Origin of the sequence: Amycolatopsis decaplanina DSM 44594 (assembly GCF_000342005.1) — a bacterium.
GTDB lineage: Bacteria > Actinomycetota > Actinomycetes > Mycobacteriales > Pseudonocardiaceae > Amycolatopsis > Amycolatopsis decaplanina.
Genome location: NZ_AOHO01000075.1, coordinates 19,029 through 31,740, shown reverse-complemented (window position 1 = coordinate 31,740; position 12,712 = coordinate 19,029). Strand labels below are relative to the sequence as shown.

The 12,712-nt window shown below is 68.0% G+C and carries 12 protein-coding genes; 3 read left to right on the top strand and 9 right to left on the bottom strand.

The annotated features are described in order from the left end of the window. Positions 1-18 precede the first annotated feature (18 nt). Positions 19-1,287 (bottom strand): RNA polymerase subunit sigma-70, encoded by a 1,269-nt coding sequence (locus H074_RS32700; protein ID WP_007034375.1) that lies wholly within the window; start codon positions 1,285-1,287, stop codon positions 19-21. Positions 1,288-1,331: 44 nt separating this feature from the next. Beyond that, positions 1,332-1,706: a hypothetical protein gene (locus H074_RS32695; RefSeq protein ID WP_007034374.1), complete on the bottom strand. Its 375-nt coding sequence runs from the start codon at positions 1,704-1,706 to the stop codon at positions 1,332-1,334. Between the two features lie 51 nt (positions 1,707-1,757). Between H074_RS32695 and H074_RS32690 the strand changes: the two genes are divergently transcribed. Continuing rightward, positions 1,758-2,555, top strand: coding sequence for a DeoR/GlpR family DNA-binding transcription regulator (locus H074_RS32690; RefSeq protein WP_039923905.1), 798 nt, complete (start codon positions 1,758-1,760; stop codon positions 2,553-2,555). On the opposite strand, the gene H074_RS32685 is transcribed toward H074_RS32690, so the two are convergent. Genes H074_RS32685 through H074_RS32675 form a run of 3 tightly spaced genes read right to left on the bottom strand, consistent with a single transcriptional unit; the run spans position 2,509 to position 6,515 of the window. Then, entirely contained in the window at positions 2,509-3,276 is a 768-nt protein-coding gene (locus H074_RS32685) for a polyprenol monophosphomannose synthase (protein WP_007034372.1), read from the bottom strand. The genes H074_RS32690 and H074_RS32685 overlap by 47 nt on opposite strands. Before the next feature lie 26 nt (positions 3,277-3,302). Continuing rightward, the gene (gene lnt / locus H074_RS32680; protein WP_007034371.1) at positions 3,303-4,895 is read right to left on the bottom strand and encodes an apolipoprotein N-acyltransferase; all 1,593 of its coding nucleotides are present in this window, start codon (positions 4,893-4,895) and stop codon (positions 3,303-3,305) included. 9 nt (positions 4,896-4,904) lie between these two features. Continuing rightward, the gene (locus H074_RS32675; RefSeq protein WP_007034370.1) at positions 4,905-6,515 is read right to left on the bottom strand and encodes an amidohydrolase; all 1,611 of its coding nucleotides are present in this window, start codon (positions 6,513-6,515) and stop codon (positions 4,905-4,907) included. A gap of 282 nt (positions 6,516-6,797) precedes the next feature. Between H074_RS32675 and H074_RS32670 the strand changes: the two genes are divergently transcribed. Continuing rightward, positions 6,798-8,192, top strand: coding sequence for a KamA family radical SAM protein (locus H074_RS32670; protein WP_007034369.1), 1,395 nt, complete (start codon positions 6,798-6,800; stop codon positions 8,190-8,192). A 587-nt stretch (positions 8,193-8,779) separates the two neighbouring features. Next, positions 8,780-9,301, top strand: a complete 522-nt coding sequence (locus H074_RS32665; RefSeq protein ID WP_007034368.1) for a LysR substrate-binding domain-containing protein — start codon at positions 8,780-8,782, stop codon at positions 9,299-9,301. 34 nt (positions 9,302-9,335) lie between these two features. Here the strand turns inward: H074_RS32665 and H074_RS32660 are convergent, their stop codons facing one another. The 4 genes from H074_RS32660 to H074_RS32650 all read right to left on the bottom strand — a co-directional run bounded on the left by H074_RS32660 (position 9,336) and on the right by H074_RS32650 (position 12,695). After that, positions 9,336-9,776, bottom strand: coding sequence for a hypothetical protein (locus H074_RS32660; RefSeq protein ID WP_235096933.1), 441 nt, complete (start codon positions 9,774-9,776; stop codon positions 9,336-9,338). Then, positions 9,773-10,984 (bottom strand): hypothetical protein, encoded by a 1,212-nt coding sequence (locus H074_RS32655; RefSeq protein ID WP_007034366.1) that lies wholly within the window; start codon positions 10,982-10,984, stop codon positions 9,773-9,775. The genes H074_RS32660 and H074_RS32655 overlap by 4 nt, the downstream gene beginning before the upstream one ends. 218 nt (positions 10,985-11,202) lie before the next feature. Further along, a complete protein-coding gene (locus H074_RS40810; protein WP_161630711.1) occupies positions 11,203-11,361 on the bottom strand; it encodes a hypothetical protein in 159 nt (52 codons plus the stop codon). A 116-nt stretch (positions 11,362-11,477) separates the two neighbouring features. Next, positions 11,478-12,695, bottom strand: a complete 1,218-nt coding sequence (locus H074_RS32650; RefSeq protein WP_007034365.1) for an epoxide hydrolase family protein — start codon at positions 12,693-12,695, stop codon at positions 11,478-11,480. Positions 12,696-12,712: the final 17 nt, after the last annotated feature.

The following is a 12,712-nucleotide window of genomic DNA, read 5'->3' as shown; positions in this document are numbered from 1 at the left end:
CGCGGAACCCATCGGTCGTCAGGTGATCGTCAGCGGCAGGCCGAACGCGGGGAACAAGTGCGGTTCGAAAGCGGTGATCTCCGCGACCTTCCCGTCCTCGATCCGCAGGACGTCGAGAACCTGGGCCCGGTAGACCCGTGTGCCGGGGCGCCGGACGTACCCGGCCGCCGCGGGGAGCCGGTTCGCGCTGGTGGGAAGGTGTTTCCATGCGCCGAAGTAGTCCGGTGAGGCGGGGTCGAGGGACTTGCCGACGAAGTCGAGGAAGACGTCGCGACCGGAGAACCACAGCGGGTTCGGCGGCATGGTGACCAGCACGTCCTCTCGCAGCAGTTCGGCCATGACCCGGCTGTCACCGCTGCCGGTGGCGGCGGCCATGTAGCGCTGGAGGATCGCTTGTTCCTCCTCCGTCGGTTGGACGGTCCGTGCCCAGTCGGCGCGGCGTTCCGGCAGACGTTCGCGCAGGGTGGGACGGGCGCGCTGCAGCGCGCTGGTGACCGACGCGACGGTGGTCTCCAGCAGGTCCGCGGTCTCCGCGATCTTCCAGCCGAGGACGTCGTTGAGGATCACCACGGCCCGCTGCTTCGGCGGGAGGTGCTGGATGGCGGCCAGGAAGACCAGCTCCATTGTCTCCCTGGTCTCGGCGATCTCGGCGGAGTCGTCAGGGAACGGTTGCAACCACGGCATGAACTGGGGCGGTTCGCCCTGCTGGTCGACGCCGGGCAGCGGGTCGTACGGACGCGGGACCCTTTTGTTGCGCCGCAGGAAGTCCAGGCAGATGTTGGTGGCGATGCGGTAGAGCCAGGCGCGGAAACTCGCGCGGCCTTCGAAGCCTTCGCGGCCACGCCAGGCTCGGAGAAAGGTCTCCTGGACGAGGTCCTCCGCATCGTCGTAGGACCCGACCATGCGATAGCAGTGCACGCGCAACTCTCGCTGGTGCTGCTCGATCCTCCCGGCGAAGGCGACCTCGTCCACGGTTTCCGTCACGAGCGCCGGCGTGACGTTTTCGCTTTTCGGCCGCAGTGCCAGTTGGGCGATACGTCGCAGCCTGCCCACGTCGGAGTCGAGTGTGGTGAGGTCGGTGAGGAACGCCTCCGCGGGCCGTGGTGACAGTCTGTTCGCCACGCGGCCGACCTCGGCGATGAGGGCATCCACGTCGGGTTCGGGGTTGCGCCGTGACCGGTAGGCCTTCTGGCGGCACGCGGCCGAGCAGTAGACCGCCGTACGCCCGCGCGCACGGGTCTTCGATGGCAGAGGGCTTTCACAAATCCCGCAGACCTGCCCGGTCACGACTCACCTTCCCCCGAAAACGTCACACTCGTCCGCGTTACGCATTATGCGGCTCGATACCCCGGGATGTCCTCGACACGGTGATAGACGTCGAGCCCACGGGACAGGGCGATGGCGACGTCCTGGTCGGCGCCGGCGGATTCCCCCGGCAGCCGCAGGACGGCATCGCAGTGGTGCAGCAGCCGGTCGGCCGTCGGGTACATGACCTCCTTGGCGATCGGGTCGGCGACGGTCTTCCCGCCCGCCCCGCGCAGCACCGGGAGCGCGACCCACTCGCCGATCATCGGCACGTGCCCGCTGCGGAAGATCGGCCAGGCGACCTCTTCGAGCCGGGCGAGGTTGCGGGCGAGGAGTGCGGGGTCGTCGCCGGTTCCGGAGCGGAACGGTCCGGCGATGAGGATCATCAGAGGTTTGCTCATAAGCTGGAGCATATTGTGCAACAATCGGCAGAAACAAGGAGGAACGTGCAAGTGTTGGCTGCGCAGCGACGAGACCTGCTGATGGAACGACTCAAGACCGAAGGCCGCATCGTGGCCAAGGACTTCGCCGCCGAACTCGGCGTATCAGAGGACAGTATCCGCCGTGACCTGCGAGAACTCGCGGACGCCGGACTCTGTCAGCGGGTCTACGGCGGAGCCTTGCCGGTCTCCCCCGCCACCGCGGACTACGCGACGCGCATGGCGGTCAGCGTCGCGGGCAAGGAGCGGATCGCGAAACGTGCAGCAGCGTTGATCCGGCTCGGATCGACGGTCGTTCTCGACGGCGGGACGACCGCGCTCGCGCTGGCGAAGGCGCTCCCCGTCGATCTCGAAGCGACGATCGTCACGCACAGCCCCACGGTCGCGGCCGCGCTCGTCACGCATCCGAAGGTCGAGGTGTTCCTGATCGGCGGACGGCTCTTCAAACACTCCGCCGTCACCTGCGGAGCGGCCGCGGCGGAGGCGGCGGAAGGCGTCAACGCCGATCTGTTCTTCCTCGGCGTCACCGGCGTGCACCCCGAGACCGGGCTCACCACCGGGGACTCGGACGAGGCCGCGATGAAACGCACCCTCGCCAAACGGGCCGCCGACACCTACGTGCTGGCCAGTTCGGAGAAGATCGGCGCGGCCTCGCCGTTCACCGTGCTGCCCCTGTCCGACGTCGCGGGCGTGATCACCGACGCGGCGCCGGACGAACCGACGGTGAAGGAACTGGGGAAACTCGGGGTGAGCGTGCTGGGCGTCAGCCCTTCTTGGCCAGCCCGCGAAGCTGCTGCCAGCGACGCTTGATCCCCCACATGCCGACCAGGAAGATCGCCTCGCGCACGACCGAACCGCTCATCTTCGACTGACCGACCTCACGTTCGGTGAAGGTGATCGGCACCTCGACCACCTCGAACCCGGCGAGCGCCGTGCGGAACGCGAGGTCGATCTGGAAGCAGTAACCGCGCGAGGCGATCTCGTCGAGCGGGAGCTTCTCCAGCACCATGCGGCGGTACGCGCGGAAGCCCGCGGTGATGTCGTTGATCTTCGTGCCGAGCGCGATCCTCGCGTAGAGGTTCGCCACCCAGGACAGCGCCTTGCGCTGGAACGGCCAGTTCACCGTGCTGCCGCCGGGAACGTACCGGGAGCCGATGGACAGGTCCGCGTCCTCGAGGGCCGCCAGCACCCGCGGCAGATCCTCCGGCGCGTGCGAGCCGTCGGCGTCCATCTCGACGATGGTGGCGTAGTCGCGGGAAAGACCCCAGCGGAATCCGGCGACATAGGCGGCGCCCAGTCCGGCCTTCTCGGTCCGGTGCATGACCTGGATCCGCTCGTCGGCCTTCGCGAGCTCGTCGGCGACGTCGCCGGTGCCGTCCGGGCTGCCGTCGTCGACGACGAGGGCGTTCACCTCCGGAAGTGCTTTGAGCAGACGTTCCAGGATCGGGCCGATGTTGTCCCGTTCGTTGTACGTCGGGATCACCACCAGCACCGGGTCGATTCCCTGGGCCCCCCGTGGCGCCTGCGCCATCCGCTTTTCCTCCGTGTTCCGGCGGGTCAGCCCGCCGCTTCCCTCGTTGCCTTGGCGGCGCTCGCGCGCCGGGTGCGGAAACGGAGCACGTACCCGCCGGTAACCCCGGCGATCGCCAGGGCGAGCAGCCCGTACTCCGTCGTTACACCGAGTAGATCCGACAGCGTAGTCTGCTGCCTCAGCGGTACGCGCCCCACTAGAGAATCTGCGGTGAACAAGCCGGTGGATGCGGTGATCGAACCGTCGGGCGCGACGATCGCGCTGACCCCGCTGGTGGCGGAGACGATCACAGCACGGCCGTGCTCGACCGCCCGCAGCCGCGACATCGCCAGCTGCTGATAGCTCATCTCCCCCGGTCCGTACCAGGCGTTGTTGGTCGGCACGACGAGCAGTTCCGCACCGTCGGCGACCGACTCCCGGGCCGGGTAGTCGAACGCGGTCTCGTAGCAGATGAAGACGCCGACCTTGGTGCCCGCGACCGACAGGGCGGCGTTGGCGCCGTTGCCAGGTGTCATGTTCGCCACGCTGTCGACGAACGGCGTCACCAGCTTCGCGACCTCACGGGCCGGGACGTACTCACCGAACGGGACGAGTTGCTGCTTGGCGTAGCGCTGGCCGGGGCCGGCGACCGGATCCCAGACGAGCGCGGAGTTCTGGGCGCTCCCGTCGGGCAGCCGGACCAGCGCGCCGATGATCGCCTGCGTGCCGTAGTCGCGGACCATCTGATCGACGCCGGGGTCGCCGGTGCGCATGGCCATCGCAGTCTCCGGCCAGATGAGCAGATCGACCTTGGTGTTGCCCGCCTTCAGCTTTTCCAGCAGCCGGCCGCTCTCGGCGAGGTGGTTGTTCCGGAGTTCGTCGCGGCGGCCCTCCAGTGCCAGGCCGATGTCCGGGGCGTTGCCCTGCACCGTGGCGACGGTGAGTTCGCCGTCCTGGGCTTCGGTGCCGATCGCCGGCCACACCGCCAGACCCGCCACCACCGGCACCAGCGTCAGCGCCGACATGGCCACCAGGGAACGCCGCGGATCGGCGCCCCTCACCCGCAGGCACAGCGCGGCGAGCCCGAAACCGGTCAGCACGACGGCGAGGCCGACCAGCGGAGCACCGCCGACCGAGGCCAGCGAGACGAACGCGCCCTCCGGTTGGCTGAACGCCACACGACCCCACGGGAAGCCACCGAAAGGGAACCAGGTGCGCGGCGTCTCCAGCGCGATGATCACCAGCGCCGCCCACAGCGGTCCGAGAGGCAGCCTCCACACCACGGTGGCGAACGCGCCGCCGAAGCCTAGATACACCGACAGTGCCATCGACAGCGCCAGCCACGGCCACGGGCCGAAGTCCGGGCCGAGGAAGTCCAGCAGCCAGGTCAGCAGCGGCAGGAAGAACCCCATCCCGAACACGAACGCGTAGCCGAACGCGCCCCGGAACCTGCGTCCGTGCACCACCAGGGCGAAGCCGGTGAAGGCCAGCGGCGCGAGCCACCACAGCGGACGTGGCGCGAAACTGAGGTACAGCGTGAAACCCGACGCCACGGCGACGAGGAAACGCAGGAGCCAGGCGCGGGAGAACCGCTTCCGCGGCGCCGCTTCGGGATCCGGATCGGTCACGGTCGAGGACACCCCTGAACCCTAGGCCGTCCGGGTGAACACGTCGTGGATGACCTGCCCGTCGCGGACCGTGCGCAGACAACGGGGCAGCGTGGCCCCCTCCTCCAGGTTCGGCAGCGGGGGCACGCCCGCGCGCGGGTCGGTGGACCAGCGCTGCACTCGCGAGTCCGGTGTCGCGACGACCAGGTCCTCGGCGTCCCAGATCGCATAGTGCGCGGGAGCGCCCGGGACCAGGCTGCCGGTGACGCCGTCGTTGACCCCGGCGGCGCGGTGTCCCGCGCGGGTGTGGGCGGTGAAGGACGCGCGAGCGGACAGTCCCGAGCCCGGAGTGCGGTGGTAGGTCCCGGCGCGGACGGTGGCCCATGGATCGACAGGCGTGACGGGGGCGTCGGAGCCGAAGGCGAGCAGAAGCCCTTCGGCGGCCATGGCGGCGAAGGGGTTGAGCTTCGCGGCCCGTTCGCCGCCGAGGCGGTCGGTGTACATGCCGCGCGTACCGCCCCACTCCGCATCGAACTGCGGCTGGACCGATGCGACAACACCCCAGGACGCGAGCGCCTTCGCCTGGTCGGCGTCGATCATCTCGACGTGTTCGAGCCGGTGGTGCCGGGCCGCCAGCGCCCGGCTTCCGACGATCTTCTCCGCGAGGCGGAATCCTTCGACGACCTCGGCGACGGCGGCGTCGCCGATGACGTGGAAGCCGGCCTGTAGTCCGGCTTCGGTGCAGGCGCTGATGTGCTCGGCGATGGCGGCGGCGTCGAGGTAGAGCGTCCCAGAGGTGCCGTGGGCATCGGCGTACGGTTCGTGCAGGGCAGCCGTGCGGGAGCCGAGCGCGCCGTCGACGAACAGGTCGCCCGCGACTCCCTTGGCACCCAGCGCACGGGCGGTGTCGACCCCGCCGCGTTCACCCCAGTAACCGACGACCTCCGGCAGTCCCGGTCCGGAGGCGAGGGCGAGCAGGTCGGTGAGGTCTTCGGCTCCGGAGATGTCCGGGCCCGCGCATTCGTGGACGCTCACGACTCCTCGCGCGGCGGCTTCGGCGAGGAACGCACGCTGGGCCTCGCGGCGCTGGTCCGGGGTGATCGCCTCGCGCATCGCGGCGCGCACGAGATGGTGGGCGTCGCGGGTCAGCGGGCCGTCGGCCGACCAGCCCGGCGCCTCGTGCACGCCGGTGGCGAGTGCGACGAGGGCGCTGGAGACGAGCGCCGAGTGGACGTCGACCCGGCTCAGGTACACCGGGGCACCGTTCGACGCCTCGTCGATCTCCGCGCGGCTGGGCAGCCTGCCGTCGGCCCAGCGGGATTCGTCCCACCCGTGCGCGACCAGCACCTGTCCGGGGCGGACGGCGTCACGGACCGCGGCCAGCAGTTCGCCGGCACCGCGGATGCCCGCGAGGTTCAGCCCGGTGAGGTGCAGGCCGGTCGCGGTGGCGTGGACGTGCGCGTCGACGAAGGCGGGGGCGACGAAGGCGCCGTCGAGGTCGACCGGTTCGGCGTCGGGATGCAGTGCCCTGGCCGGGCCGTCCTGTCCCACCCAGACGACGGTGCCGTCGGTGATCGCCATCGCGGTGGCGTCGGGAGCCGAAGGACTGTAGATACGCCCGCCGAGCAGGAGCGTGGTTCGCGCGTTCGTCACCCTCCCGAGTTTGCAGCCTGCGGATGATCACGACGTGGTGAGGGTCGGTGAACCGAGCCGGGGAGTTGATCAAGCCGTCGTCAGAACGCGCCATCGACCCGGCCCGAAGCGTTCCCTCCCAAGGCCGATCCGCCCGCCGTGATTGCTGCCGCAGAACACCTTCGCGCCTGCCCGATGCCGGAGGTAGTGTCCGCCCGACACACCGAGCGCGACAGGAATATTTACGTCGTACGAACGATGTGACAGGATATTTTCACGCGTTTCCGACGACGAGGAGTACAAGTGACTGCGATCCAGGAACCGACCTCGCCGGTGGCCGCCTACGATCAGCCCTACGACTACACCCGAGTCGAGCTGATCGAACCCGACTGGCGCCGCTTCCCCGGCTGGCACGACGTGACCGAGGCAGAGTGGCGCGACGCGCAGTGGCAGCGAGTGCACTGCATCCGCAACGCCAAGCAACTGCGCGCCCTGATGGGCGACCAGCTCGAGGAGCGCTTCTACGAGGACATGCTCGCCGACCAGCGCGAGATGGCCACGATGTCGATGCTGCTGCCGCCGCAGATGATCAACACGATCGCGCCCAACGCGGGCACCGACCCGGCGAAGGTGACCGAAGCCTGGTACGCCGACCCGATCCGCCGCTACATGCTCCCGGTGCGCAGCGACCGTGACACCGAATGGCCGAGTCACCCGCATTCCGAGCGGGACTCGCTGCACGAGGCGGAGATGTGGGTCGTGGAGGGGCTGACCCACCGCTACCCCACCAAGGTCCTCGCCGAGATGATCTCCACCTGCCCCCAGTACTGCGGGCACTGCACCCGGATGGACCTGGTCGGCAACTCCACCGAACAGATCGAGAAGCACAAGCTCTCGCTCAAGCCGGTCGATCGCCAGGACGCGATGATCGCGTACCTGAAGAAGACCCCCGGCGTGCGTGATGTCGTGGTCTCCGGCGGCGACGTCGCCAACGTGCCGTGGCCGCAGCTGGAGTCGTTCCTGATGCGGCTGATGGACATCGACACCGTCCGCGACATCCGGCTCGCCACCAAGGCACTCGCCGCCCTGCCGCAGCACTGGATCCAGCCGAAGGTCGTCGAAGGCCTCGAGCGCGTCGCCGGCACCGCGCAGCGGCGCGGCGTCAACCTCGCGATCCACACCCACGTCAACCACGCACAATCGGTGACCCCGCTGGTCGCCGAAGCCGCCCGGACCGCGCTCGACGTCGGCGTCCGCGACGTGCGCAACCAGGGTGTGCTGATGAAGGGCGTCAACGCGACCCCCGCCGATCTGCTGGACCTGTGCTTCGCACTGCAGGGCGAAGCGAACATCCTGCCGTACTACTTCTACATGTGCGACATGATCCCGAACGCCGAGCACTGGCGCGTCGCCGTCTGGGAAGCACAGGAACTGCAGCACGCGATCATGGGTTATCTGCCGGGCTACGCCACTCCTCGGATCGTCTGCGACGTCCCCTACGTCGGGAAGCGCTGGGTCCACCAGCTCGCCGAATACGACCGCGAGCTCGGCATCTCCTACTGGACCAAGAACTACCGCACCGGGATCGAGCACGAGGACCCGGAGGCCTTGCAGCGCAAGTACCCGTACTACGACCCGATCTCCACACTGCCCGAAGCCGGCCAGCGCTGGTGGCGCGACCAGCCCCCGATGGCCTGACCGGCCAGCTCGTCAGGTAGGTCCCGGAGGGGGCGTTGAGGCTCATGCGCGAGCTTTGAACGCCCCTTCCGTCGCACTGGCTTTTTGTGCTGGTCAGGACCGGTTGCTACCGGTTGCGGCCGGACGTCAAATGGCCCGGAAACGGCCCAGAAATTACACAGTAGACAGTCGGGCGACCCGGAAGCTAACCGGAGTGAGTCACTCAACGGCATGCCGCCCAACCATTTCCGGCCACTCCTGGTCGCATTCTTCCCGTGGGCCATAAGGAAAAGCACTCGGGGGCGAAATTCGACTCCGGGTTTTTCTCTTATAGCGGGAAAAAGTGTATGGCGTGAATGTTGATGTCAGGCCGAACACCATTATCTCGCTGATTGCTGAAAGTAGTTTCGTTCCGGCCTGACAGGGGCGTGGACCTGCGATGCGAGGCCGTCACGCCCGCGAACGACAAGGGCGGCGTGGGTGATACCCACAGGTATCACCCACATTTAGTGGTCACCGACAATCGGGTGCCACAGGACACTGCGCCCGCAGATGTGAAATGCGTGATCCTGCGCTCGCCAGGGGCCAGTTAATGGCATTCTGGGTGCGTGTCCAGGTCCTCGCGTTCCGAGGTCGACATCCTGTTCAGCGGCCCCGCCGATCGCACCGATTTCCTGCGCGACGGCCGGGCGGACGTCGGACTGCTTTACTCGCCGTTCGACGACCTCGAAGGACTGGCCTACGAGACGCTGTATGCCGAACACCGCGTCGCCGTCATTCCGCCCGGGCACCGGCTGGCCGGCCGGACCTCACTGCGGATGTCCGATCTGGAGGGTGAGTCGATGCCGCGCTGGAAGGGGGTTCCCGGCGGCGACGGAACCGGCCCCGAGGTCGCCGACGTGGTCCAGCTGGTCGACATGATCAAGGTGGGCCGGATGATCGGCGTGCTGCCCCGTTCGCTGATCGAACCGATGAAGGCCGACGTGGTGTGCGTCCCGGTGGTCGACGCACCGCCCAGCCGCCTCGTGCTCGCCTGGAACGAGCAGGACCGCCGGCCGCTGGTCGCGTCGTTCGTCGCCGCCGCACTGGAGGCCAAGCCGCACCAGTCCGTGGCCGCAGCACCCGGCTGAACCGACTATCCACTATGGACTTCTGGATGCCCGTTCAGAGCGGCTCCAGATAAGACCGGTCGGCCCAGTCTTCGTCCTCGTCGTCGCGCGGTCGAGGTCGTCGGCTCGGTGCGGGCGGCGCCTGCGCCCGCGTGGCCAGCTCCTCCAAGTCGGCCACTGCGGTATCGGCATCCAAAGTGGCCATTTCGCCGACCTGCCGTTCCAAGGACGACCACGCACCGGCGGCGAGCCGTTCCCGTTCCTCGGCGGGCAGCGCGTCGAGGAGCTTCCACCAGCCCCGCGCCTCCTCGACGAACTCGTCCAGGACCGGACCGTGGGCCAGCAATTCGTGTGGCTGCCGTCGCCCGGCGAGCACCTCCGCGGCGAAGTCCCCCGCAGGACCGCCTGTCGCCGCCAGCAGCCGCATGGTCGTCCGCCGGGCCCGCTCCCCCTCCTCGGAGTCAAACGGGCCGGTCAGCGCACGTTCTCCTGTCACAACAGCACCCGCTTGTTCTTGGCGGGACACTCGGCGTCCCGATGCTCATAGCTCTCCGGCCACTGTGGCGGATCGCCCATCGCTTTCATGGCTTCCAGCAGTTCGTCGAGCGCCCTTTCCCCCGCGAACTGGTGGGCCAGTCCGAGCGCTGCGCTGATCAGGGTCTGGATGGCCCCGACGAGGTCGCTGAAGGACAGCACCAGCTGAATGATGTCCTTCAGCTCGCCGTCCTTGAAGACGTCTATGAGCTTGCCGCGACGGCCGAGCTCGGACAGGGCCTCGCTGATCACCTCGGCCACCCGAACCCCTCTTTCGAGCCCGAGCTTCTTTCCCTTCGTGAGGATCATCAGCGCGATGTCGATCGCCGCGCTGTAGCCGTGCCGGATCTCCTGCATCAGGTGGTAGGCGAGCTTCGCCAACGCCTGGATCGCCAGGCTCGCGCCACGGAAGTACTGTGCCAGCTGGACGACACTGGCCCGGTAGCCGGTCAGCCAGTTCTTCGCCCGGTCGGCGGCTTCCCCGCTCCAGGGATCCTGGATGCCGAACCGGCCCTGGTCGATGTTGGCCGCGATGTTGTCGAGACCCGCCGCTGCGTCGGAGAACAGCACCGCCTGCTGCTGCAGCACGGACCAGTCACCGGCGATCAGCTCGGCGATCATGGTGATGAAGTCCTTGTCGGAACCGGTGAGCATCTGGATCAACTCGGCGACATCGCCTAGAGAACCACCGAGATCGAGCAGGTCCTCGGCCGCCTCCTCACACTTCACCGGCCACCAGTCCGGGTTGGTGATCTGTTCCGGGTCAGGGCCTCCGTAGCCCACTGGGACGGCGTCGCGGAACGACGTGGCCCCTGCCGGGTCGCGGACCTCGTCCGCGGGGATCCGCGCGGCGTCCGGTTCCGGATTGATCCGGTCCAGCAACTCAGCCGCCCGCGCGTCGACCATGGTGTACCAGTGCGCCACGCAGCGCAGTTCGTGACCGGCGGCCGAAGCCAGATCGGTCGAGGCGCGCAGCTGGATCAGTGCCGTGTCTTGCCACTCGTCCAGTTTCGACCCGGCAACCGACAGGAAGTTGTCCTCGCTGCCGCTCCCCGCACCGACCAAACGGTCGAACCACTGCCGGTAGGTGTCGGCACCCGCGCCTGCCCGCAGGACCAGGTCGCCGAGACCACGCACTGCCGCCGGCTCGACCGAGAACCCCTGTCCCATTCATCCCCCTCGTGCTTCGAGTACCCCCTTCGACGCTCCTGAAGTTTGACAGGTTGCCACGAAATGTCACATCACTGGAATGGAGTACTTCACCCCTTACCCGAGAAGACGTCCAAGAACCTGCCCACCAGCACGCCGATCATCGGCAGCCCCGCGGATCAGGTGCCGTCGGTTTCCCGGCCCCGTCATGTGTGATGCCGCCTCCCATTCCCGCTCACTCAGGCGAACGTGCCGCGTGAAGGCGTGGAGGCGGGGGCGATGCCGACACCGCCGAGATCGTCACCCAGCGGGACCCGGCGTTCCCTCTCGGAGCCTCCGGTGTCGCCCGGGCCGGAACAGGTCTGGTCATCGGCGGAGTCCGTGAAGGATCCCTTCACGCCTCCCCAAGTACATGAAGGTCCCCTTCCTTGCGCCTGGCGCAAGGAAGGGGACCTTCATGTACTTGGGGCGAGCGAGAGCACCAGGACCGAAGCGGACGGGGTGCCCATCGGTCTCAGCGCAGCGGTCGGAACGTGGTACGCAGGTCGTCGATCCACGCCTCCGGGTTCTCCCACGGACCGAAGTGACCGCCCTTCTCGTGGACGTTCACTTGGCGCACGTCGGCGTAGAAGTGACCTGCCGCTTCCTTGAACGCGGCGACGCGCTGCTCACGGTCGTGGGCTCCCGGAGGAGCGGCGTCGCCCAGATGGAAGGTGAAGCCGGTCGGCGCTTTGACGGCCGGGGTCCGGTCGTGCGACGGCTGCCACGGGTGACGGTTGACGTTCTTGTAAGCCCGGATCGACGAGCCGATGGCCTGGTTGACCCAGTAGATCGTCGCGTTGGTGAGGATGTGGTCCAGAGGGTAGGAATCCTCGAACACCCCGTTCTGGTCGCTCCATTTCTTCCACCGCTTGAGGATCCAGGCGAGCATCCCGATCGGGGAATCGTTCAGGCCGTGCGTGATCGTCTGCCCGTCGAGCATGTGCACCGCGACATGGGAGACGTAGGTGTTCACGAAGTTGACCATGTCGGCGCGCTGTCCCTCGGGCAGCTGGTCGATCGGCGCGCCGCCGGTCAGATCCCAGTGGCGATCACCCTGGAAGATCGTCAGCAGCATCTCGTTGCCGAGGTGGATGCCGTGGAGCGAGTCGGCGTACTTGTGGCCGAGCTGTGCCCCGACCAGTGCACCGTAGTCGGCCGCGCCGACGCCGAATCGCTCATAACCCAGCACGTCGGTCATCAGGGTGTGGAACCGGTCCGCCATGCTGACGAAGTTCTCCCTGCCGTTGGTCAGCGGCGTGGAGAACGCGAATCCGGGCAGCGAGGGGACGATGACGTCGAAGGCGTCTGCGGGGTCACCGCCATACGCACCCGGGTCGGCCAGCGGGCGGATGACCTTGCTCCAGTCCCAGAAGGTCCACGGCCAGCCGTGCATGAGCAGCAACGGGATCGGCGCGGGACCTTTGCCCGGCTCGCGGATGAAGTGCACCGGCGTGCCGCCGACGTCGACGCGATGGTGTGAGTAGCTGTTCAGCCGTGCTTCGACGGCCCGCCAGTCGAAACCGTCGGCCCAGTACTCCACGATCGGTTTGAGATAGGCGGTACTCAGCCCGAAAGCCTCGTCTTCGTTGTCGAGATCGGGTGCGAACCGGGTCGCCTTCAGGCGCGACCGGAGGTCGTCGAGGACGTCCTGCTCGACGTCGATGACTAGGGGTTCGAGGGTGTCGGTCATGTCATTTCTCCTTGGGG

Bases quoted from the DNA above. Each gene is read 5' to 3' on its own strand.
- H074_RS32695 (WP_007034374.1), bottom strand. From the start codon at position 1,706: ATGAGCAAACCTCTGATGATCCTCATCGCCGGACCGTTCCGCTCCGGA.
- H074_RS32685 (WP_007034372.1), bottom strand. From the start codon at position 3,276: ATGGCGCAGGCGCCACGGGGGGCCCAGGGAATCGACCCGGTGCTGGTG.
- H074_RS32655 (WP_007034366.1), bottom strand. From the start codon at position 10,984: ATGGGACAGGGGTTCTCGGTCGAGCCGGCGGCAGTGCGTGGTCTCGGC.
- H074_RS32650 (WP_007034365.1), bottom strand. From the start codon at position 12,695: ATGACCGACACCCTCGAACCCCTAGTCATCGACGTCGAGCAGGACGTC.